General features: G+C 62.9%; 18 protein-coding genes. 10 read left to right on the top strand and 8 right to left on the bottom strand.

Annotation, left to right across the window (positions count from 1 at the left end):
• Positions 1-58: 58 nt before the first annotated feature.
• From AC04PH_RS17025 to AC04PH_RS17015, 3 genes are read right to left on the bottom strand one after another with little or no spacing between them, the layout of a single operon-like run.
• Positions 59-1,405, bottom strand: coding sequence for an FMN-binding glutamate synthase family protein (locus tag AC04PH_RS17025; protein ID WP_483067035.1), 1,347 nt, complete (start codon positions 1,403-1,405; stop codon positions 59-61).
• 12 nt (positions 1,406-1,417) lie between these two features.
• Positions 1,418-2,101 (bottom strand): protein GlxC, encoded by a 684-nt coding sequence (locus tag AC04PH_RS17020; protein WP_483067034.1) that lies wholly within the window; start codon positions 2,099-2,101, stop codon positions 1,418-1,420.
• 3 nt (positions 2,102-2,104) lie between these two features.
• Entirely contained in the window at positions 2,105-3,034 is a 930-nt protein-coding gene (locus AC04PH_RS17015; protein WP_483067033.1) for a class II glutamine amidotransferase, read from the bottom strand.
• 213 nt (positions 3,035-3,247) lie between these two features.
• On the opposite strand from AC04PH_RS17015, the gene AC04PH_RS17010 reads away from it, so the two are divergent.
• The 6 genes from AC04PH_RS17010 (at position 3,248) to AC04PH_RS16985 (ending at position 8,764) form a co-directional block, all read left to right on the top strand.
• The gene (locus AC04PH_RS17010) at positions 3,248-4,636 is read left to right on the top strand and encodes an ammonium transporter (RefSeq protein ID WP_483067032.1); all 1,389 of its coding nucleotides are present in this window, start codon (positions 3,248-3,250) and stop codon (positions 4,634-4,636) included.
• A gap of 16 nt (positions 4,637-4,652) precedes the next feature.
• Positions 4,653-4,823: a hypothetical protein gene (locus tag AC04PH_RS17005; protein ID WP_483067031.1), complete on the top strand. Its 171-nt coding sequence runs from the start codon at positions 4,653-4,655 to the stop codon at positions 4,821-4,823.
• Between the two features lie 163 nt (positions 4,824-4,986).
• Complete coding sequence (locus AC04PH_RS17000; RefSeq protein WP_483067030.1) at positions 4,987-6,138, top strand: aminomethyl transferase family protein; 1,152 nt, start codon at positions 4,987-4,989, stop codon at positions 6,136-6,138.
• Between the two features lies 1 nt (position 6,139).
• Positions 6,140-6,736 carry a dimethylamine monooxygenase subunit DmmA gene (dmmA, locus tag AC04PH_RS16995; RefSeq protein ID WP_483067029.1) on the top strand — a complete coding sequence of 199 codons (597 nt, stop codon included), beginning with the start codon at positions 6,140-6,142 and terminating at the stop codon, positions 6,734-6,736.
• Positions 6,733-7,695: a PDR/VanB family oxidoreductase gene (locus AC04PH_RS16990; RefSeq protein WP_483067028.1), complete on the top strand. Its 963-nt coding sequence runs from the start codon at positions 6,733-6,735 to the stop codon at positions 7,693-7,695. The genes dmmA and AC04PH_RS16990 overlap by 4 nt, the downstream gene beginning before the upstream one ends.
• Before the next feature lies 1 nt (position 7,696).
• Positions 7,697-8,764, top strand: coding sequence for a heme-dependent oxidative N-demethylase family protein (locus AC04PH_RS16985; protein WP_483067027.1), 1,068 nt, complete (start codon positions 7,697-7,699; stop codon positions 8,762-8,764).
• 60 nt (positions 8,765-8,824) lie between these two features.
• Here the strand turns inward: AC04PH_RS16985 and AC04PH_RS16980 are convergent, their stop codons facing one another.
• The gene (locus tag AC04PH_RS16980) at positions 8,825-9,454 is read right to left on the bottom strand and encodes a helix-turn-helix domain-containing protein (RefSeq protein ID WP_483067066.1); all 630 of its coding nucleotides are present in this window, start codon (positions 9,452-9,454) and stop codon (positions 8,825-8,827) included.
• Positions 9,455-9,580: 126 nt separating this feature from the next.
• Here AC04PH_RS16980 and AC04PH_RS16975 point away from each other — a divergent pair, with 126 nt between their 5' ends.
• Positions 9,581-10,585: a GlxA family transcriptional regulator gene (locus AC04PH_RS16975; protein ID WP_483067026.1), complete on the top strand. Its 1,005-nt coding sequence runs from the start codon at positions 9,581-9,583 to the stop codon at positions 10,583-10,585.
• Here the strand turns inward: AC04PH_RS16975 and AC04PH_RS16970 are convergent.
• From AC04PH_RS16970 to AC04PH_RS16955, 4 genes are all read right to left on the bottom strand, one after another.
• Positions 10,582-11,136: a sarcosine oxidase subunit gamma gene (locus AC04PH_RS16970; protein ID WP_483067065.1), complete on the bottom strand. Its 555-nt coding sequence runs from the start codon at positions 11,134-11,136 to the stop codon at positions 10,582-10,584. The two genes, AC04PH_RS16975 and AC04PH_RS16970, sit on opposite strands and share 4 nt — an antisense overlap.
• 1 nt (position 11,137) lies before the next feature.
• Positions 11,138-14,083 (bottom strand): sarcosine oxidase subunit alpha family protein, encoded by a 2,946-nt coding sequence (locus AC04PH_RS16965; RefSeq protein WP_483067025.1) that lies wholly within the window; start codon positions 14,081-14,083, stop codon positions 11,138-11,140.
• Entirely contained in the window at positions 14,080-14,367 is a 288-nt protein-coding gene (locus AC04PH_RS16960; protein ID WP_483067024.1) for a sarcosine oxidase subunit delta, read from the bottom strand. Before AC04PH_RS16960 ends, AC04PH_RS16965 begins: the two co-directional genes overlap by 4 nt.
• A gap of 67 nt (positions 14,368-14,434) precedes the next feature.
• Entirely contained in the window at positions 14,435-15,685 is a 1,251-nt protein-coding gene (locus AC04PH_RS16955; protein WP_483067023.1) for a sarcosine oxidase subunit beta family protein, read from the bottom strand.
• A gap of 274 nt (positions 15,686-15,959) precedes the next feature.
• On the opposite strand from AC04PH_RS16955, the gene AC04PH_RS16950 reads away from it, so the two are divergent.
• The 3 genes from AC04PH_RS16950 (at position 15,960) to AC04PH_RS16940 (ending at position 19,971) form a co-directional block, all read left to right on the top strand.
• Positions 15,960-16,901: an ABC transporter substrate-binding protein gene (locus AC04PH_RS16950; RefSeq protein WP_483067022.1), complete on the top strand. Its 942-nt coding sequence runs from the start codon at positions 15,960-15,962 to the stop codon at positions 16,899-16,901.
• Between the two features lie 77 nt (positions 16,902-16,978).
• Positions 16,979-17,998 (top strand): quaternary amine ABC transporter ATP-binding protein, encoded by a 1,020-nt coding sequence (locus AC04PH_RS16945; protein WP_483067021.1) that lies wholly within the window; start codon positions 16,979-16,981, stop codon positions 17,996-17,998.
• Positions 17,998-19,971, top strand: coding sequence for an ABC transporter permease (locus AC04PH_RS16940; protein ID WP_483067020.1), 1,974 nt, complete (start codon positions 17,998-18,000; stop codon positions 19,969-19,971). The genes AC04PH_RS16945 and AC04PH_RS16940 overlap by 1 nt, the downstream gene beginning before the upstream one ends.
• The last annotated feature ends 303 nt before the right edge of the window (positions 19,972-20,274 follow it).

Raw genomic sequence — 20,274 nt, 5'->3', positions numbered from 1 at the left:
CCCTGTCTTTTGGAATGAGCGGGGCGCGGTCCGTTACCGGCCGCGCCCTCGTTTTAGGTCAGTAGGATGTGTTGGGTTTGCCGGGGTACCAGTCGGTGCCGGCCAGCGGCACCCTGGCCATGGCGGCTGCCTCCATGGTGAGCGCGACGAGGTCCTCGGGTTCGAGGTTGTGCAGATGGTTCTTGCCGCAGGCCCGCGCGATGGTCTGCGCCTCCAGCGTCATCACCTTGAGGTAGTTGCGCAGACGGCGGCCCCCTTCGATGGGATCAAAGCGCGCCATCAGTTCCGGGTCCTGCGTGGTGATACCGGCGGGGTCCTGCCCCTCGTGCCAGTCGTCGTAGGCACCCGCGGTCGTGCCCAGCTTGTTATACTCGGCCTCCCACTTCGGGTCATTGTCACCCAGTGCGATCAGGGCGGCGGTGCCGATGGCGACGGCATCCGCCCCCAGCGCCATCGCCTTGGCCACGTCGGCACCTGACCGGATCCCGCCGGACAGGATCAACTGCACCTTGCGGTGCATCCCCAGATCCTGAAGCGCCTGCACGGCGGGGCGCACGATGGCCAGCGTGGGCAGGCCCACGTGTTCGATGAACACATCCTGCGTGGCCGCTGTGCCGCCCTGCATACCGTCGAGGACGACCGCGTCGGCCCCGGCCTTGATCGCCAGCGTCGTGTCGTAATAGGGGCGCGCACCCGCGACCTTGACGTAGATCGGGACCTTCCAGCCGGTGATTTCGCGCAGTTCCAGGATCTTGATTTCAAGATCGTCCGGCCCGGTCCAGTCGGGGTGACGACAGGCGGACCGCTGGTCGATCCCCTTGGGCAGGTTGCGCATTTGCGCCACGCGGTCGCTGATCTTCTGGCCCAGCAACATGCCGCCGCCGCCGGGTTTGGCGCCCTGACCCACGACGATTTCGATGGCGTCGGCCTTGCGCAGGTCATCGGGGTTCATGCCGTAGCGGGATGGCAGGTATTGATAGACCAGCTTGGTGGAATGGCCGCGCTCTTCGGGCGTCATGCCGCCGTCGCCCGTGGTGGTCGATGTGCCGGCGGCGGATGCGCCACGGCCCAACGCCTCTTTCGCGGGGCCGGACAGCGCGCCGAAGGACATGCCCGCGATGGTGATGGGGATGTCCAACTCGATCGGGTTTTCGGCGTGCAGCCCGCCGATGGTCACGTTGGTCTCGCATTTTTCGCGGTAGCCTTCGAGCGGGTAGCGCGAGATCGACGCGCCCATGAACAGCAGGTCGTCGAAGGACGGCACCTTGCGTTTCGCCCCGCCACCGCGAATGTCATAGATGCCGGTGGCGGCCGCGCGGCGGATGTCGGAGTTGATATCCTGCGTGAATGTCGCCGACTGGCGCGGGGTCGTCTGCGGGATACCCTTGGGGTTCTGATCGTTCATCTGATTGTATCCTCAATACGCCGCGGCGTTGTCGACGTCGAAGTTGTAAAGGTTGCGGGCCGATCCGTAGCGGGTGAATTCCGAGGGGTCCGCGTCGATCCCGGCCTCGTCCAGCAGGTCCCGCAGGATTTCCAGATGCTCGGCCCGCATCTCTTTCTTCTCGCAATCGGCCCCCAGCGATTTCACCGAGCCGCGCACGAAAAACCGCGCCTCGTAACAGCTGTCGCCCAATGCGTCGCCCGCGTCGCCGCAGACGACTAGATTGCCGGATTGCCCCATGAACGCGCTCATGTGGCCGATGTTGCCCTGTACGACGATGTTCACGCCCTTCATCGAGATGCCGCAACGCGAGGAGGCGTTGCCCTTTACCACGATCAGCCCACCGTGGCCCGTGGCCCCCAGATACTGGCTGGCGTCGCCCTCGATCACGATCTTGCCGGACATGATGTTCTCGCCGGTGCCGGGCCCGGCAGAGCCGTGGATGTTCACCGTGGCCTGCTGATTCATGCCGGCACAGTAATAGCCGGTGGAGCCTTTCACGGTAACCTCGATGGGCGCGTTCAACCCGCAGGCGATGGCGTGTGCGCCGCGCGGGTTCACGATTTCCCACGCGGTCTGGTTGGTGTTTTCCGCCTGGGCATGCAGTGTCTTGTTGGTTTCGCGCAGACCCACTTCGGTCAGATCAATGGTTTGCATGTGTCAGGCGGCTTTCTCGGTAGCTGTCGGAGCGGCGTTGTGGCTCCAGAAATAGACGGTTGCGGGCTCCGGCTCCCACACCCTTGCGTTTTCGATGCCGGGCAGGTCGACGAGCGCGCGGTATTCGGAGCCGAAGGCGACGTATTGATCGGTTTCGGCCATCACGGCGGGTTTGCAGGCGATCGGGTCGCGGACCACGCCGAACCCGTCCTTGGTGCCGACGAGGAAGGTAAAGAAGCCGTCCAGATCGTCGAGCGAGGATTGTAGCGCCTCGCCCAGGGTCATGCCGTTCTGCATCTGCCAGGTGAGGTAGGCGGCGCCCACCTCGGTGTCGTTTTCGGTTTCGATGTGGATCCCCTCGCGGCGCAGCTTGCGGCGCAGGGAATTGTGGTTGGACAGCGATCCGTTGTGCACGAGGCACTGGTCGTCACCGGTGTTGAACGGATGCGCGCCCATGGTGGTGACGGCGGATTCCGTGGCCATGCGGGTGTGGCCGATGCCGTGCGTGCCGGACATGGACGATACGTCGAACTGCGCGGCTACATCCTTGGGCAGACCCACTTCCTTGTAGATCTCAAGGCTGTCGCCCCGGCTCATCACGCGGATGCCACGCGCCAGATCGTCAATTGCCGCGCGGGCCTGTGCCGTGGTGCCCGACGGGATGTCCAGAATCGCGTGGGTGCTTTTCACGGTCATCGTCACCGGGCCGCCGAGCGCGTCGCTTAGCGCGTTGTCGAGACCCGCAAATGCGGCATCGGGGTCGTCCGACTGCACCACCAGCTTGGTCCGGCCCTGCGATTCGCCGCCATAGATCGCGATGCCCGCGCTGTCGGGGCCACGGTCCGTCATGGTGATCAGCATCGCTGTGAGCATCTCGCCCAGCCGAGGCTCCAAGGCCTTGTCCTTGAGGAATAATCCCACAATTCCGCACATGATTGTCATCCCTTAGAAATGCGTCAGGCCTATACCGCGACGCCTGATCGAACGCTATCACCAAAAATCAGAAACTCAACTACTAGGAAACTTTTTTTCACATAGGGCAAAAAACGCTATGTAAAAACGACAACCCGTGTTTCATTTCCGCCAGCGGTGGCACGCAAGGCCAAGGACCGCAGCCAACAGTAATTCGACGCGGGGGTATGAGACGTGGAAGAACAACTTGCCGAACTCGCAGCGCAGGTCGCTGCCATCGAGGCGAAGGGAAACCTGACCAACACCATGTTTGCCGAAACCTATTATTATCTGACGATCCCTTTGATGATCATCATCCACGCGGGCTTTCTAGCCTACGAGATGGGGGCATCGCGCGCCAAGAACGCGCTGTCGTCGGGTGTGAAGAACATCCTGGCCTTCGCCTTCGTGATCCCGGCCTTCTACTTTTTCGGCTGGTGGGTCTATTGGGCGATGCCCACGGGCTTTTCGCTTTCCGCCGGGCCGAACGGCATTTCGGGGGGCGAATACGCCGCCGCCATCGCATTCGGCTGGGGGCCGGGGGCCGAATTCATGGGGCCGAACCTGCAGGACCAGATCAGCGGTGTGTTCTGGGGGGCCTTCACGCTGTTCGCCGCCACGACCGCATCCATCATGTCGGGTGCCGTGATCGAGCGGATCCAGACCGTCGGCTTCGTCATCTGCGCCGTCGTGCTGGGCGGGTTCAGCTGGACGCTGGCCGCCGCATGGGGCTGGCACGCGGATGGCTGGCTGGTGCAAAGCTGGGGCTTGCATGACTTTGGTGCCGCCGGTCTGGTGCACGCGGTCGCGGCGTTCTTTGCGCTGGGTGTGCTGATCAACCTTGGCCCGCGCATCGGCAAGTTCAACGCCGACGGCAGCGCCAACGATCTGCCCGGCCACAACCTGCCGTTCACCGCGACCGGCCTGATGCTGATCATCGTCGGCTTCTGGGGCTTCCTGATGGCCTGTCTGGTCGTGGGCGGCGAGGCCTGGTCGTGGGGTGACAACTTCACCACCATCTACGGTACACCCACGAACCTTGGTGCGCTGTCGTTCAACATCCTGATGGCCGTGGCCGGCGGGATCATCGGTGCGTGGCTGTTCACGCGCAATCCGTTCTGGATGATGTCCGGGGCGCTTGCGGGGATCATCGCGACCGCGTCGGGCCTTGATATCTACTGGCCTGGCCTGACCTTCATCATCGCCTTCGCCGGTGGTGTCATGCTCAAGCCCGCCGCCGGTGTGCTGGAGCGCATGGGCATCGACGACGCCGTGGGGGCCGTCACCGTGCACGGCACCATCGGTGTCTTCGGGATGCTGATGCTGGGCGTCTTTGCATCGGGCTATCCCGCGCTGTCGGGCGAGGTCGGCGTGCCGACCGTCAGCTTCATCGGTCAGCTGGTGGGGGCGGTGGTGTTCATCGCCATCGGTCTGAGCACCGGTTACGTCACGTCGCTGGTGCTGAAAATGCTGGGCATGTTGCGTGTGCCGGAAGCCGCGGAGATTGCGGGTCTGGACACGGTGAAAGTCCCTGCACAGGCCTATCCGGAGGGGATCGTCGTGTCCCCGCCTGCTTCAAGCTGAACAAAGGAGAAGACACATGGGTTATCCATATGAAACCGCATCGTGGGATGTCGCGGAAGGCGCGATCTTCATGGGCTGGGGCACGTCGATGCCCGGCATGTTCACCGTGATCGCGATTGCCATCTGTATCGGCGCACTCGTGATCGGGCAGTCCCGCGAAGCGGCCAAGTACCGCAATCACAAGTAACGCGCTGCGTGTGAAACGATGGAAAGGGGCGGCGCCGGCGTCGCCCCTTTTTACGTGCCGCGTTTTCCCTGACAGGAAACTTTTTTGACTAACAGTCTTGCTTTTGAAAGCCGAGTGAGTCTCAATCAAGGCAACGAAAAATAGACCGATAGGGACAGATCACATGGCCATTCTCTGGAGACAATCCGCGCTCGCGCATCGCCACGCCGCTATCGGGGGCGAGTTGGAGGACTGGAACGGCATGGGCACCGCCTGGTTCTACGACGATACGCCGGAACGGGCGAAGGCCGATTACGAGGCGATCCGCACCAAGGCGGGGCTGATGGATGTGTCCGGCCTGAAGAAGGTGCATGTCGTGGGGCAGGACGCCGCCTATGTGATCGACCGCGTGACCACTCGCAACGTCGAGAAGATCGGTGTCGGGCGGTCGACCTATGCCGCGATCCTGGACGAGCGTGGCCTGTTCGTGGATGACTGCGTGATCTACCATCTGGCGGTCAATTCATGGATGGTCGTGCACGGCACCGGTACCGGGATGGAACAGCTGACCAAGGTGGCTGCGGCCAAGAACGTTGCGGTGCTGTTCGACGACGATCTGCACGATATGTCCCTGCAGGGGCCCGTGTCTGTCGATTTTCTGGCCAAGCACGTCGATGGCATCCGCGATCTGGCCTATTTCGGGATCATGCACACCAAGCTCTTCGGTCGGAACGTGATGATCTCGCGCACCGGCTACACCGGCGAGCGGGGCTACGAGATTTTCGTGGGCCGCAAGGACGCGGTGCACGTCTGGGACAATATCCTGTCCGAGGGTGAAAGCATGGGCATCCGCCCCACGCAGTTCAGCACGCTCGATATGCTGCGCATCGAAAGCTATCTGCTGTTCTACCCCGGCGACAATTCCGAAACCTTCCCGTTCGAGGATGGCACGCCCGCGGGCGACAGCCTGTGGGAATTGGGGCTCGACTTTGTGGTCTCGCCCGGCAAGGAGGGGTTCATCGGGGCGGAAAACCACTATGCGCTGGAAGGGAAAGAGCGCTTCAAGATCTACGGTGTGAAGCTGACCGACAGCATGGACCGGATGGAGATGTTCGCGCGCGTTCATGCAGACGGCAAGGATGTGGGCGTCATCACCTATGGCCTGTCGTCTGAACTGAACGATTACTCCGTCGCCATCGCGCGGCTCGATCCTGCCGTCGCCAAACCGGGAACGAAGCTGACGGTCGTGCAGCCCGACGGCACCGAACTGGCAGCGACGGCGGAAGAGATGCCGTTCTACGACAAGGATAAATCCATCCGCACCGCAAAGGGCTGATATGTCGACATTTGCCTTTCCGCCAAGCATTAAAAGTCGCCCGGTCTATGGCACGCTTGCCCCGCAGACCGGGCCGGCGCATCTGTTCATCGCCGACGCCCACGGGGCCGAGGCGATTCTGGATGTGGCGACGCCCGATCTGATGGCGAAATCGCACATCATCTACATCCCGAAGGGTGAGGCGTTCGGCGACAGGCTGCGCGCGCTGGCACCTGCGAAGTATTACGAGGGGCCAACTTACGCCGCCGCCGTGCCGCGCATCCGCCGCACCCTGTCGGACGCCAAGATGGGGTTGCAGGTCTATCTGACCGGCACCGAAGGGCTGATGGGGCAGGCCCAGAACGAGGCGATGCAGGCCGGTATCCCCCATACCGCGATCCAGACCGAACATCGCGGATCGGTCGCGCGGCGGATGCAATGCGTGCATTGCAAGGGGATCACCGAGGATGTGACGACCGACCCGTTCGTGTGCAGCCACTGCGGGCTGAACCTGTTCGTGCGCGATCACTATTCGCGCAGGCTGGCCGCCTATCAGGGCGTGTGCATCGACGCCGAAGACCCCGGCAACGTGCCGGAGCCAAAGGAGCTGTACACATGAGCGGGGCCGAGAAAATCGCCGTCACTGTCACCGATGTGGTGCCGCTGAACGATCTTGTCACGCGCTTTGCCTTTCGCCGCACCGATGGCGGGCTGCTGCCCACGTTTTCGGGTGGTGCGCATACAGTGGTGGAAATGCCTGACGGCGACATCACGCGACTGAACCCCTATTCGCTGATGTCCGATCCGATGGATCAGACCACCTACACCATTTCCGTGCGTCGCGACGATGAGGGGCGGGGCGGGTCGCTCTATATGCACAACAACGTTAAGGTAGGAGACGAGATGGTGATCTCCTATCCCGTCAACCTGTTCAGCCTCGACCTGCGGGCCAGGAAACACCTGTTTCTGGCTGGCGGCATCGGCATCACGCCGTTCTTGGCGCAGATCAAGCAGTTGGAGCGGCTGGGTGGCCGGTGGGAGCTGCACTATGCCTGCCGCACGCCCGCGCTCGGGTCCTACGTGGATGAATTGACCAGCCATTACCCCAACGAGACGCACATCTATTACGACGATCAGGACCAGCGGATCGCGCTTGCCGCCCTGCTGGACGGACAGCCGCTCGGCACGCATGTCTATGTCTGCGGGCCGAAGGGGATGATCGACTGGGTGCGCCAGACCGCCGCCGACGAAGGCTGGCCGCGTGAAGCCATCCATTACGAGGAATTCCTCGCACCGCAGCCCGGCAAGCCGTTCGAGGTGAAACTGGCGGTGTCGAACAAGGTCGTTCAGGTCGGCGAACACGAAAGTCTGCTGGAAGCGATCGAGCGGGCGGGCGTCGATGCGCCCTATCTGTGCCGTGGCGGGGCCTGCGGCCAATGCGAAACGCAGGTGATCGACTACAGCGGCAAATTCATCCACCGCGACCACTGGCTCGACGATGCCGAACACGCCAGCGGCGACAAGATCATGCCCTGCGTCAGCCGTTTCGAAGGCAAGACACTAGTATTGGACCGATGACATGACCCTGCAGTTCAACGACGAGACGTTTCGCGACGACTATTCCTTCTACAACTCGGACCGCGCGATCAAACGGTTCCCGTTCCCGTTTCACGAAGACAGCTACATGTATTCGGTGAACATGGAGCAGCACCGCGGCGGCCCCAAGGACAGCGTCTACGAAAAGCGGTTCGACGTGGACGAACACTATGTCGCGGAAATGCGCGACCGCGAAATGGTGCTGGCCGACGATCCGCTGCGCTGCCAGTCGCTGCCGCATATGACGCTGGCAGGCTGGGACCTGCTGGAGCTGATCATGGTCAGCAAGTCCGAGGATTACCCCGACCTGTTCGAGCTGCACCGTGACGGCAACAAGTGGCGCTGGGTGAACAAGCCGCTGGGGATCGACGAAACGTTCACCTTTCTGGACGAGGCGACGCTGCCCTATGGCCCGATGGAATACATCACCCGTCAGGCACAGGGCGATTTCTGCGTGCTGGACCAGCGCGACGACAACCTGTGGATGGATGCCGGCTGCGTGACGACGCAGGCCGACTGGTCGCTGGATTTCGATATCGGGATGAACTTCTTTGAATGGCACGCGCCGGTGCCGCTGGCCCACGAAAAGGGGATTTTCGTCCGGGCGTTGAAATTCCTGCTCAACATCCAGCAGGGCGCGCCTGCGCGGCGGCTGAACTGGACGATGACGGTGAACCCGCTATTGGACACCAGCCCCGAAAACTACCACAAATGGGGCATCCAGAAAACGACGCTGACGCCGGAGAACATCGGCGCGAAACAGCATTTGCGGGTGGAATTGCAGACGTTCTTCCGCCTGCCGCGGTCCAACGCGCTGGTGTTCCCGATCCGCTGTTACCTGTGCAGCTTTCAGGACCTGATGACCGTGCCGAAATGGGGCCGCCGTCTGCACCGCGTGGTGCGCGATCTGCCGGTCGAACTGGCGACCTATAAAGGGTTCATCGACAACCGGCCCATGATGCTGGATTACCTGTCGCGGTTCGACGACGGCCAGCCCACATCGCCGGGCATCTGGCCCGATCTGGAGACAGAGCCGCCTTTGCAAAAGTGAGCGCGGCAAAATCCTTCAAAGGATTTTGGGCAGACTTTTCGAAAAGTCTGCGGCGCCCCTTCACAGGTTCTGCGGATAGCTGATGATCGACAGATACCGCGCTGGCAGTTCAACCAGCACCTCCGGTCCGTGCGGCGCGTCGGCGTCGAAGAACAGTGTATCGCCGGGGCGCAGCGGGTAGACCGTGTCGCCGTGGCGATAATCGACCGCCCCTTCGAGCATGTAGATCGTCTCGATCCCGCCATGCTGGAACGTGGGAAATGTGTCGGACGCATCCGACAGCGTGATCAGATAGGGTTCGACGTTCACCCCGCTGGCGTTGGCACCGATGTGGCCCAGCAGGTTGTAATGGTGGTTCGCGCGGGTGCCGTCACGGTCAAGCGCGACACCTTCGCCGGCCTTGGTGTGCACGGCGGCGCGCGCCTCTTCGAACCCCCGGAAAAACGACGTGAGCGGCACCGACAGAGCGTTGGCCAGCGTCTGCAACGTGGTCAGCGACGGCGACGTGTTGCCGTTCTCGATCTTCGACAACATCCCGATCGACAGGCCCGTGGTGGCCGACAGTTCCGCCACGGTGATCTCCTGCTTGCGGCGGAATGCCCGCACCTCCCGGCCGATCGCGACCTCAAGGACTTTCTCACGGGCATCACGGACGCGGTGCGGGTCCTGCTGAAGCATGGCGGCGGACATGGCGAAATCTCTTTTCTGAACGGTCATCGCGATACTTCTTTTCTGGATCGGAGCACAAGAACCGCCAGCAAAAACAGACATTATTTTCACTGGTATATCATGAATTATTCCTGATAGGATAATTTTATGACTTCTGATGAAACTATTGTCATTGGCTTTCTGATTTTCCCCGGATTCCCGATGGCCTGCCTCACCTCGATGATAGAGCCGCTGCGCGCGGCCAATGAAATCGCCGGTCGCGAGAAATTCGCCTGGCGGCTGGTGTCGGAAGACGGCGCGCGGGTCGAGGCCAGCGCGAAGGTCTGGTTCGAGCCCGACGCGGCGCTGGCCGACACGGACAACTGCGATCAGCTTTTCCTGCTCAGCGGGCCGTCGTCGCGCTTTGCGACCCCCGCGTCGTCGGACGGCAAGCTGCGTAAACTGGCGCGCCACGGCATGACGATGGGTGCGATCAGCGGCGGTATCTTCCCGCTTGCGCGGGCAGGGCTGCTCGACGGGCATCTGACCTCGGTACACTGGTGCTACGAAACCGCCTTTGCCGCGGAATTCCCGCAGATCGCCGCGACGGAAGACGTGATCGTGCTGGGCAACCGCCGCATCACCGCATCGGGTGCCGCGGCGGCCTTCGATCTTGCGCTGCACCTGATCGAACAATCGCTCGGCGCGAACGTCGCGACCGAAGTGGCCTGCTGGTTCCAACATCCGCTGGTGCGCGGGCAGGGGGTGACCCAGCGCAAGCCCACCTTTGCCGCCGAAAGCACCAACGACATGCTTCCGCCGCTGGTCAAACAGGCCATCGACGTCTTTGCAGACCATATCGAGGACCCGGTGAACATCGCCGACGTCGCCGATGCGGTCGGCGTTTCCGTGCGGCAGCTGGAACGGATGTTCCAGAAAACCACCGGCACGACGCCGCTGGGCTATTACAAGTCCCTGCGGATGCACAAGGCGCGGCAACTGCTGCTTTACAGCAAGGACAGCATGATCCAGATCGCGATTGCAGTGGGCTATGCCACCTCGGGGTCGATGAGCAAAAGCTATCACGACGTCTTTGGCGTCTATCCCAAGGACGACCGGCAAAAGATCAATATGTTCCGCGTGCGCGAGAACACGATCGTTCCGCAGGCCTAGGCTGTCGCGCGTGCCGCCGTGACAAGCGCGTGATGCAGCGTGCCCGCCGATGCGCGGGGGCCGAGGATGCGGATGTGGTCGTCATCTTCGCGGCGGATCACGAAACAGCCCAGCTGGTGGATCACCGTGCGCTGCGCGTCGCCCGCCGTCATCGTGCGGATCGGCACGTTGCAGAGGATCTCGCATATATCCGGCATGCCGCGCCCGACGACATCGAACGTCACCCAGCCGCCCGATTGTTCCGTGATGGATGCCGCATCGCCCATCATGTTCTTGAGCTGATCGGCCAGCAATTCATGCGTGGCGCGTGGTGCGCCGATCATCCATTGCTCCGGCCCGATCCAGAACCCGGCCTCCGGGTCGTGCAGGACGGCGCGGCCCACGGCAGGCACTTCACCCAGCAGCTTTTCCAGCGCGCCATGTACCTCTGCCTCGCGCCCCATGCGGGCCGCGACCGACGCCAGCGCCAGCCCGTCATTCTCGGTAATCGTCACATGGTCGAAGGTATCGACCTGTGGTTCCGTTCCGCCCAAAGCGGTGATCGGTTTCATCTCAAGCACGCAATCGTTCCCCCTCTGGGTCGATGAAATGGGCGCTGGTGATTTCTACGTCGGTGTTCACGCCGGTCAGCGGGCTGACCAGCCGCATCCGCTCGCCCATGCGGTTCGCCCCGTCCTTGAGGAACCCCAGTGCGATTGCGTGGCCCAGATTGGGCGAGAAACAAGCCGATGTCACATAGCCCTGATCGTGCGCCGCATAGACCGGGCCATCGGCGTTCATCAGATGCGCGCCGGCGGGCACGGGTTGCGCGGGGTCGACGGGTTTGATCCCCACCTGCCGCAGGTCACCGTCGCGGTTCAGCCCCGCACGTTCCGACAGTTTCGACCCGATGCTGTCCTTGGCCTTTGACACCATGCGCCCCATGCCAAGGTTGGCGGCGGTCGTGGTGCCGTTCAATTCGTTACCCGCCGCGTGGCCCTTTTCGATGCGCATGACGCCCAGTGCCTCTGTGCCGTAGGGGGTCACGTCGAATTCCGCGCCCGCCTCCATGATCTTGCGGATCAGCGCGTCGCCATAGGCGCTCGGCACCGCGATCTCATAGGCCAGTTCGCCGGAAAACGAGATACGGAACAGCCGTGCGCGCAGCCCGCCACAGATGGTGATGTTGGCGCAAGCCATGAAGGGAAATGCCTCGTTGGAAATGTCCTGATCCACGATCTTGGCCAGCAGCTTGCGCGCGTTCGGGCCGGCGACGGCGTATTGCGCCCAGGCCTCGGTCGTCGAGATCAGCTGCACATCGAGATCAGGGAACAGGCATTGCCGCGCGAATTCCATGTGGCGATAGACGGGCAGGGCGTTGGCGGTCGTGGTGGTGACCACGAAATGATCCTCGGCCAGACGCGCGGCGGTGCCGTCGTCCATCGCGATCCCGTCCTCGCGCAGCATCAGGCCATAGCGGGTCTTGCCGACCGCCAGTTTCGCAAAGCCGTTGGCGTAGATCTTGTTGAGGAACGTGGCCGCATCCGTGCCCTGCACATCGACCTTGCCCAGCGTCGTCACATCACAGACACCGACCGACTGGCGCGTCGCCAACACCTCGCGGTCCACGCTTTCGCGCCATGTCTCTTCACCGGGCAGGGGGAACCACTGCGCGCGCAGCCAGTTGCCGACCTCGACAAAGACCGCTCCACGCTCCTCGGCCCATTTGTGCGAGGGCGTCAGCCGCTTGGGGTGGAACTCCTGCCCGCGATGCCGTCCGCCCAGCACGCCGATGGCGGTGGGGGTGTAGGGCGGGCGGAAGATTGTGGTGCCGACCTCCGGGATCGCCTTGCCCGCCAGTTCGGCCATGATCGCAAGGCCGCCCATGTTCGATGTCTTGCCCTGATCGGTGGCCATGCCGAGCGTGGTGTAGCGTTTCAGGTGCTCGACCGAGCGGAAACCTTCCTGATGCGACAGCTTCACGTCCTTGACGGTCACGTCGTTCTGCTGATCGAGCCACGCGCGTTTCGCGCCCTGTACGTACCAGAACGGGGTGATGTTCACCGGCGTATCCTCGGCCTGCGGCAGCTTGGGTTTCGCCCCCTTCATTCCCAGCGCCTTGAGGGCTGCCTGCGCCGCCCGCGCGCCGCCTTGCAGCGTACCGTGGGTGGACAGATCGCCCTTCGCGGCCCCCGCGACGGTCATGCCCGGCGGGAGATCCTTGCCCGGAACAAAGGCGGCAAGGTCCTCATTCCACGTGGGCCGCCCGCGCTGGTGGCAGGTCATATGCACATTAGGGTTCCAGCCGCCCGACACGCCCAGTGCGCCGCATTCCAGCGTGCGGGTCGTGCCATCGGCCAGCGCCACCTCGGCAAAGGTCAGGCCAAGACGGCCCTTGGTGTCGGCAATCTGCCCGTGCAGCACCTCGTAATCCACGCTGCGCGGGGCATCGGCGCGGGTATCGACGACGGCGGCGATCTTGATGCCATGCGCGTGCAGATCGCGGGCGGTTTGGTGGCCCTCGTCGTTGTTGGTAAAGATCGCGATGCGCCTGTCGGCGGCCACGCCGTAGCGGTTGGCATAGGTGCGCAACGCGCTGCCCAGCATGATGCCGGGGCGGTCGTTGTTTTCGAACGCGATGGGCCGTTCGATGGCACCGGCGGCCAACACGGTTTGCTTGGCATAAATGCGCCACAAAATCTGCCGCGGCTTGCCCGGGGCCGGGGTGGGCAGGTGGTCGCTGACCCGCTCTACCGCGCCATAAATCCCGTGGTCGAAGGCACCGATCACGGTTGTCCGTTTCATCAGCCGCACATTGGGCAGGGTGGCCAGTTCCGCCACGGTTTCAGCCGCCCAATCTGCGCCGGATTGATCGCCCAGTGTCAGCGTCTCGGCGTTCAGCCGCCCGCCCATGCGAAAATCCTCGTCCGCCAGAATCACGCGCACACCGGCGCGCCCGGCGGTCAGGGCGGCGGCCAGACCGGCGGGACCTGCGCCCACGACCAGCAGGTCGCAGTGCAGGAACCCCTTGTCGTAAACGTCCGGGTCGTCCTTGAGCGACAGTGACCCAAGCCCGGCGGCGTGGCGGATGATCGGCTCGTAGAGTTTTTCCCAGAAGGCGGCGGGCCACATGAAGGTCTTGTAGTAAAACCCGGCGGCGAGGAAGTTCGACAGCCGGTCGTTCACCGACAGCAGATCGAATTTCAGAGATCCCAGCCGGTTCTGGCTTTTCGCGGTCAGCCCGTCGTATAATTCTGCCGTGGTCGCGCGCGTATTGGGTTCCTGCCGCGCGCCGCTGCGCAATTCCACCAGCGCGTTGGGTTCCTCCGATCCGGCGGTCAGTGGGCCGCGCGGGCGGTGGTATTTGAACGACCGGCCCATGAGCCACACACCGTTGGCCAGCAGGGCAGAGGCCAGCGTATCGCCCGCGTGGCCCTGATAACGCTTGCCGTCGAAGGTGAAATTCAGCGCGGTCTCGCGGTCGATCTGGCCGCCGTCGATGCGGTTTTTCTGGGTCACTTGCTCCGCCCCCGGCTGCGGGCCACGTCGCGGGCCAGTTCCACCTTGCTGATCTCATGCGTCACCGTGTTGCGTGTCACCACCAGCCAGGACCGGTCGCCCGCTTCGTGAAACCACAATTCCTCGTGCCAGCCTGCAGGATTGTCGCGCATGTAGGCGTATTCGTAGAACGCATCCGCGCTGTCTTCGGCCATGCCATCGGGCCGGTCGATCAGTTTCGCGTCGCCCATATAGGTAAATTCGGCACTGTCGCGCGGGCCGAGAAGGGGGTGGTCGATGATCATGCGTCTGGTCCCGTTGAGAGGGCGGAATTTTGAGTATTTTTGGCAAAATGATACATGGTGACGCGCCTCAATGCAGGTTGGGCTGATTGCCCATGCCTTTTTCGTCGATCATCAGGCCCTTTTCGAACCTGTCGAACCGGTAGGCCCGCGCGGTGGGGTGGGGGGTGTCACGGGCGAGCAGATGCGCGAAGCAGAAGCCCGACGCGGGCGTGGCCTTGAACCCGCCGTAACACCAGCCGCCGTTGAAATAGAGGCCGTCGATATGGGTGCGGTCGATGATGGGCGAGCCGTCCATCGACATATCCATGATCCCGCCCCACATCCGCAGCAGCCGCGCGCGCCCGAAGGCCGGAAAGATCGCCATGCCGCCCTCGCAGACATCCTCGACCACGGGCAGGTTGCCGCGTTGGGCGTAGGAGTTGTAGCCGTCCAGATCGCCGCCGAAGACCAGACCGCCCTTGTCGGACTGGCTGACATAGAAGTGCCCCGCGCCAAAGGTGACGACACCGGGCAGCACGGGTTTCAGCCCCTCGGACACGAAAGCCTGCAACACGTGGCTTTCCATCGGCAGACGCATGTCGGCCTTGGCCATTAGCCGGCTGGACGATCCGGCGACCGCACAGCCGACCTTGCTCGCGCCGATGAACCCGCGCGAGGTTTCCACGCCCTTGCACACACCGTTTTCAATGCGAAAGCCCGTGACCTCGCAATTCTGGATGATGTCGACGCCGCGACTGTCGGCCCCGCGCGCATAGCCCCAGGCGACCGCATCGTGGCGCACGGTGCCGCCGCGACGCTGCGCCAGCCCGCCCTTGATCGGGAAGCGCGCGTCTTCGGTATTGAGAAAAGGATAGCGTTTCTTGATCTGTGCTGTGGTCAGCATCTCCGCATCCGCGCCGTTCAGGATCATCGCGTTGCCGCGCCGGGTGAAGGCGTCGCGCTGTGCGTCGGAATGGATCAGGTTCAGGATACCGCGCTGGCTGACCATCGCATTGTAGTTGAAATCCTGCTCCAGCCCTTCCCAGAGCTTGAGCGAGAATTCATAAAACGGCTCGTTCCCGTCGAGCAGGTAGTTGGAGCGGATGATCGTCGTGTTGCGGCCCACGTTGCCGCCGCCGATCCAGCCCTTTTCCAGTACCGCGATGCGCTTTTGCCCGAATTCCCTGGACAAGTAATAGGCCGTGGCCAGCCCGTGCCCGCCGCCACCGATGATGACGATATCGTAATGCGCCTGCGGTTCGGGGTCGCGCCACGCCGGTTGCCAGCCTTTGTGGCCGGTCAACGCCTCTTTGATGACCCTGAAACCCGAATAGCGCATTTTCGACACCCCTTTCGCCCAAGCTACTGTCAGCAAGGCGTTTCGGCAGCTTGGGATTGGACACTCACCCGTTGAAATACGACATGCGCCGATTTCCGCGCGTTCAATTTTTGGTATTCACAAGAAAAAAACTTGATTGAGAGTGAAACCATGCGACAGTGCACGAAGGGATACAACACGCGGCACGGCAGAATCGCGAATCCCAAGCCATCGACCCGCATTGCGACTGGTCGAACGCGCCGCCAACGGGCGCAGAGATAAAGGGAGAAGAAATATGAAACGCATGACAACTGCACTGACGGCCGGGGTTCTGGCGCTTGCACCGCTGGCCGCACTGGCCCAGGACAGCAGCGACCCGATCGTCATTCCGATCCACAACTGGTCATCCCAGATCGTGATGTCCAACGTCGTGGGCCAGATTCTGGAAGAGCGCGGCAACGCCGTGGAATACGTCACCACCGATAGCCAGGCCGTTTACGAATCGATCCGCCTCGGCGACGTGACGATGGAGCTCGAGGTCTGGGAAGGCGCGTTCGGCGCATCCTTCCGTGCCGCCATGGAAAAGGGCGGGATCGTCGATGTGGGTGACCACAACGCCGTCACCCGCGAGGACTGGTGGTATCCGATGTGGACGAAAGAGGCATGCCCCGGTCTGCCCGATTGGGAGGCCCTGAATGAGTGCGCCGCCCTCTTCGCCACACCCGAAACCGGCGACAAGGGCCGTTACCTGGATGGTCCGGTCGACTGGCTCAAGCACGGTCAGGAACGGGTCGAGGCTCTGGGCATGGACTTCGTCGTGGTGAATGCGGGTTCCGCAGCGGCACTCTGGGCGGAAATCGGTGCAGCCGAGGCTGACAAGCGCCCCATCGTGGTCTTCAACTGGACCCCCAACTTTGCCGAGGCCGTCTGGCCGGGTGAGTTCGTCGAATTCCCCGAGTGGGAAGCCGGCTGCGACACCGATCCGGCTGTCGGTCCGAACCCTGACGCGCTCTTCGATTGCGGCAACCCTGCCAACGGCTATCTGAAGAAAGCCGCCTGGGAAGGCATGGAAGAGAAGTGGCCAGGCGCCTATGCGGTGCTGGAGCAGGTGGATTTCACCAACGCGCAGATCGCCGAAATGGCCCGTCTCGTCGACGTGGACGAGCTTGAGCCCGATGAGGCCGCAGAGGTCTGGCTGGACGAGAACCGCGACGTCTGGGAAAGCTGGATCAACTAAACCAGCGTTCGTACCGTCAAACGGACTAATCCCCCGTCCGGTCACGCCGGGCGGGGGTTCCTATCAGAAAGCATCCCATGTCCACGCAAGCCCCCGTCATTTCCTGCAAGAACGTCTGGAAGGTATTCGGGTCCGATCCCGAAAAGTTCCTGAAGGGGATGGACCCGGGGATGAGTTTCGACGACATCCGCGCCGCGGGCTATATCGCGGGCGTCAAGGATGTCTCCATCGACGTCCACAAGGGCGAGATGCTGGTCATCATGGGCCTGTCGGGGTCCGGCAAGTCTACGCTGGTCCGGTGTTTTTCGCGGCTGCACGACATCACCGGCGGCACGATCACGGTCGAGGGGCAGGACATCATGTCGCTGGCCGAAAAGGACCTGATCGACCTGCGGCGGTCCAAGATGGGCATGGTGTTTCAGTCCTTCGGACTGCTGCCGCACCGCACGGTGCTGGACAACGTGGCCTTCCCGCTGGAAATGCGCGGACAGGACAAGCACACCCGCCGCGAACGCGCGCTTGAGGTGGTGAAGCTGGTGGGGCTCGAAGGGCGCGAGGATTATTTTCCGCGCGAATTGTCCGGCGGCCAGCAGCAGCGCGTGGGCATCGCCCGCAGCCTCGCCATCGAGCCGGACATCTGGTTCCTGGACGAGCCGTTCTCGGCGCTCGACCCGCTGATCCGCAAGGAAATGCAGGATGAATTCCTGCGCCTGCAGCAGCTTTTGAACAAAACCATCGTCTTCATCACCCACGATTTCGACGAGGCCCTGCGCCTGGCGGACCGGATCGCCATCATGAAGGACGGCGCCGTCGAACAATGCGACACGCCCGATCAGATCGTGCTGCACCCGGCCACGGAATACGTGCGCAAGTTCACCGAAGACATCGACAAGGCCCGCGTCGTTCATGCCGGCGTGTTGGCCGATGCGGCGCAGACCGGCGAAGGTGAGCCGGTGGATGCCAAAGCCACCGTCAAGGACCTTGCCCGTCTGCTGATCCACGACACCCGCGACACGATCCCCGTGCAACGGGGCGGCACCGTGATCGGCGCTCTGAACCGGCAGGAGGCCCTGGCCGTCCTGCTCGGGGCGGATTGATGGCCGTCGTCACCACCAACGCCGCGCACGAGCGCACGTTTTCGCGCCACCAGATCGCGGCGGCACTTGCGATCACCGCCGTCATCCTGACGGTATTGCAATATATGGGCGTCCTGCCCGGCTGGATTCATCGCCTGCCGGAAAGCTGGATCCCGCCTTTCGCCTTCTGGCTCGATGCGTTCTTCAACTTCGTGAAGGACGATCTGGGCCTCTTGGTGCTGACCCGCTTCCTGACCGAACAGCTGCAATTTCTGCTCGATGCCACCGGCAACCTGCTGTTCGGCAAACGGCGCTGGCCCAACCTCGGCCCGATCCCGTGGAGCGCGATCGCCGCCGCCATGACGGTGCTGGGCTACGCGCTTGGCGGCTGGCGGCTGGCGACGCTGGCGCTCGTCACCTGCCTGTGGACCGCCCTCGTCGGTCAATGGGAGGACGCGATGGAAACCATGTCGGTCCTCGTCGTGGCCGCGCCCATGGCGTTCATCATCGGGCTGGGCCTCGGCATCGCCGCGTGGAAATCGCCCACGGTGGACAGGATGATCCGCCCGGTGCTGTCGGTCCTGCAGACGCTGCCGTTCTTTACCTACCTCTTGCCCGCCGTGATCTTTTTCAAGGTCGGACCCACCGCAGGCGCCGTGGCCACAATCGTCTATGCCATCCCGCCGATGATCCTGATGACGACGCTGGGCCTGCAAAAGGTATCGCCCGAGGTGGTCGAGGCCGGCAAGATGTCGGGCTGTTCGCGCTGGCAGATGCTGCGCCACGTCTACGTGCCCGCCGCCCGCACCGATATCCTCGTAGGCGTCAATCAGGTCATCATGCTGTCGCTCGCGATGGTCGTTCTGACCGCATTCATCGGGATGCCGGGGCTGGGGGCGAAGCTGCTCTCGATGATGGGCAGTTTCAAACTGGGCCGGTCGTTCGAGATCGGGGTGACCATCGTGCTGCTGGCCGTGACGCTGGACCGCATGTCAAAGGCCTGGGTCGTCAGACAGCCTGAACATTTCGAACGCGGGACCCCGTGGTGGGAGCGAAACAAGCTGGCGCTGCTGGCGCTGGCGCTCTTCATCGGCTTCACGATCCTGGCTTATTTCGTCGAATGGTTCGCAGAGATCGGCCGCCGTCAAAGCTGGTCGCAAGGGTCCGAGATCGACACAGGCATCAAGTGGTTTCTGGCGCTCGACGGTGTGCAGGCCGTGACCGGCACGATCCGCTACGTCCTCAACGTCTGGATCCTCAACCCTTTCCGCGACTTCCTGCTGTCGATCCCCACGTTTGCCTTCGTGATGCTGGTGGTGGCCTTCGCTCTGGCGCTGGCGGGGCGCAGGCAGGCGCTGTTCGCCGTCGCGTTCTTCGGTCTCGTGGCCCTGTCGGGCTGGTGGGACCGGTCGGTCATCACGCTCTATTCCGTCCTGTCGGCGGTGGCGCTGGCCATGGTGATCGGTCTGCCCATCGGCATTCTTGCCGCACGGTCCGACAAATGGTCGCGCCGCGTGCTGCTGGCCTGCGACACGGCGCAGACCTTCCCCAGCTTCATCTACCTGATCCCCGCGATCATGCTGTTCGGGATCACCGCCACATCCGTGGTCATGTCGATCCTGATCTTCGCGATGGTCCCGCTGATCCGCTACACGGTCGAGGGTCTGCGCGGCGTGCCGCCCGAAATGACCGAAGCGGCGGATATGGCGGGGGCGACCAAGCTGCAGAAGCTGGTGAACGTGCAACTGCCGCTTGCCCTGCCCACGATGGCGGTGGGGTTCAATCAGGCGATCATGTTCGCGTTCTTCATGGTCATCATCGCGGCCTTCATCGGCACCCAGGACCTTGGGCAGGAGCTGCAGCGCACGCTGGCGGGCACCGATCTGGGCAAGAACTTCGTGCTGGGCATCTGCGTATCGCTCATGGCGCTGACCTTCGACATGACGATCATGAAATGGGCCGCGGATAAAAAGCGCGCGCTCGGATTGCCTTGAGTTTCGATTGCAGGTTTTAACATAAGACAGATTATAGGTCGCTTCTGTGTACCTAGGGTGGATTCACAAACGAAGTGCAAATTCTGCATCAGAACAGAACGTTGTCCCAACTATGAAGACTGGAAACCGCTTTTTTTTCACATGAGAGCGGAAAATGGCGGCAAGCTGGTCAACGCGCCTCGAAACGTCACGGGGCTCTTCGGAATTTCCTAAACATCGGACTGTCTACCTTCACCCGCGCAGCCGGCAGTCCGACGTCACTCGCAGGTCGCCTTGATACAGGTTTCCCCTACTTGCGGTAGC

The sequence above is a fragment of the Yoonia sp. KMU-150 genome (assembly GCF_056858355.1).
This window is presented reverse-complemented; position numbering and strand designations above follow the sequence as displayed.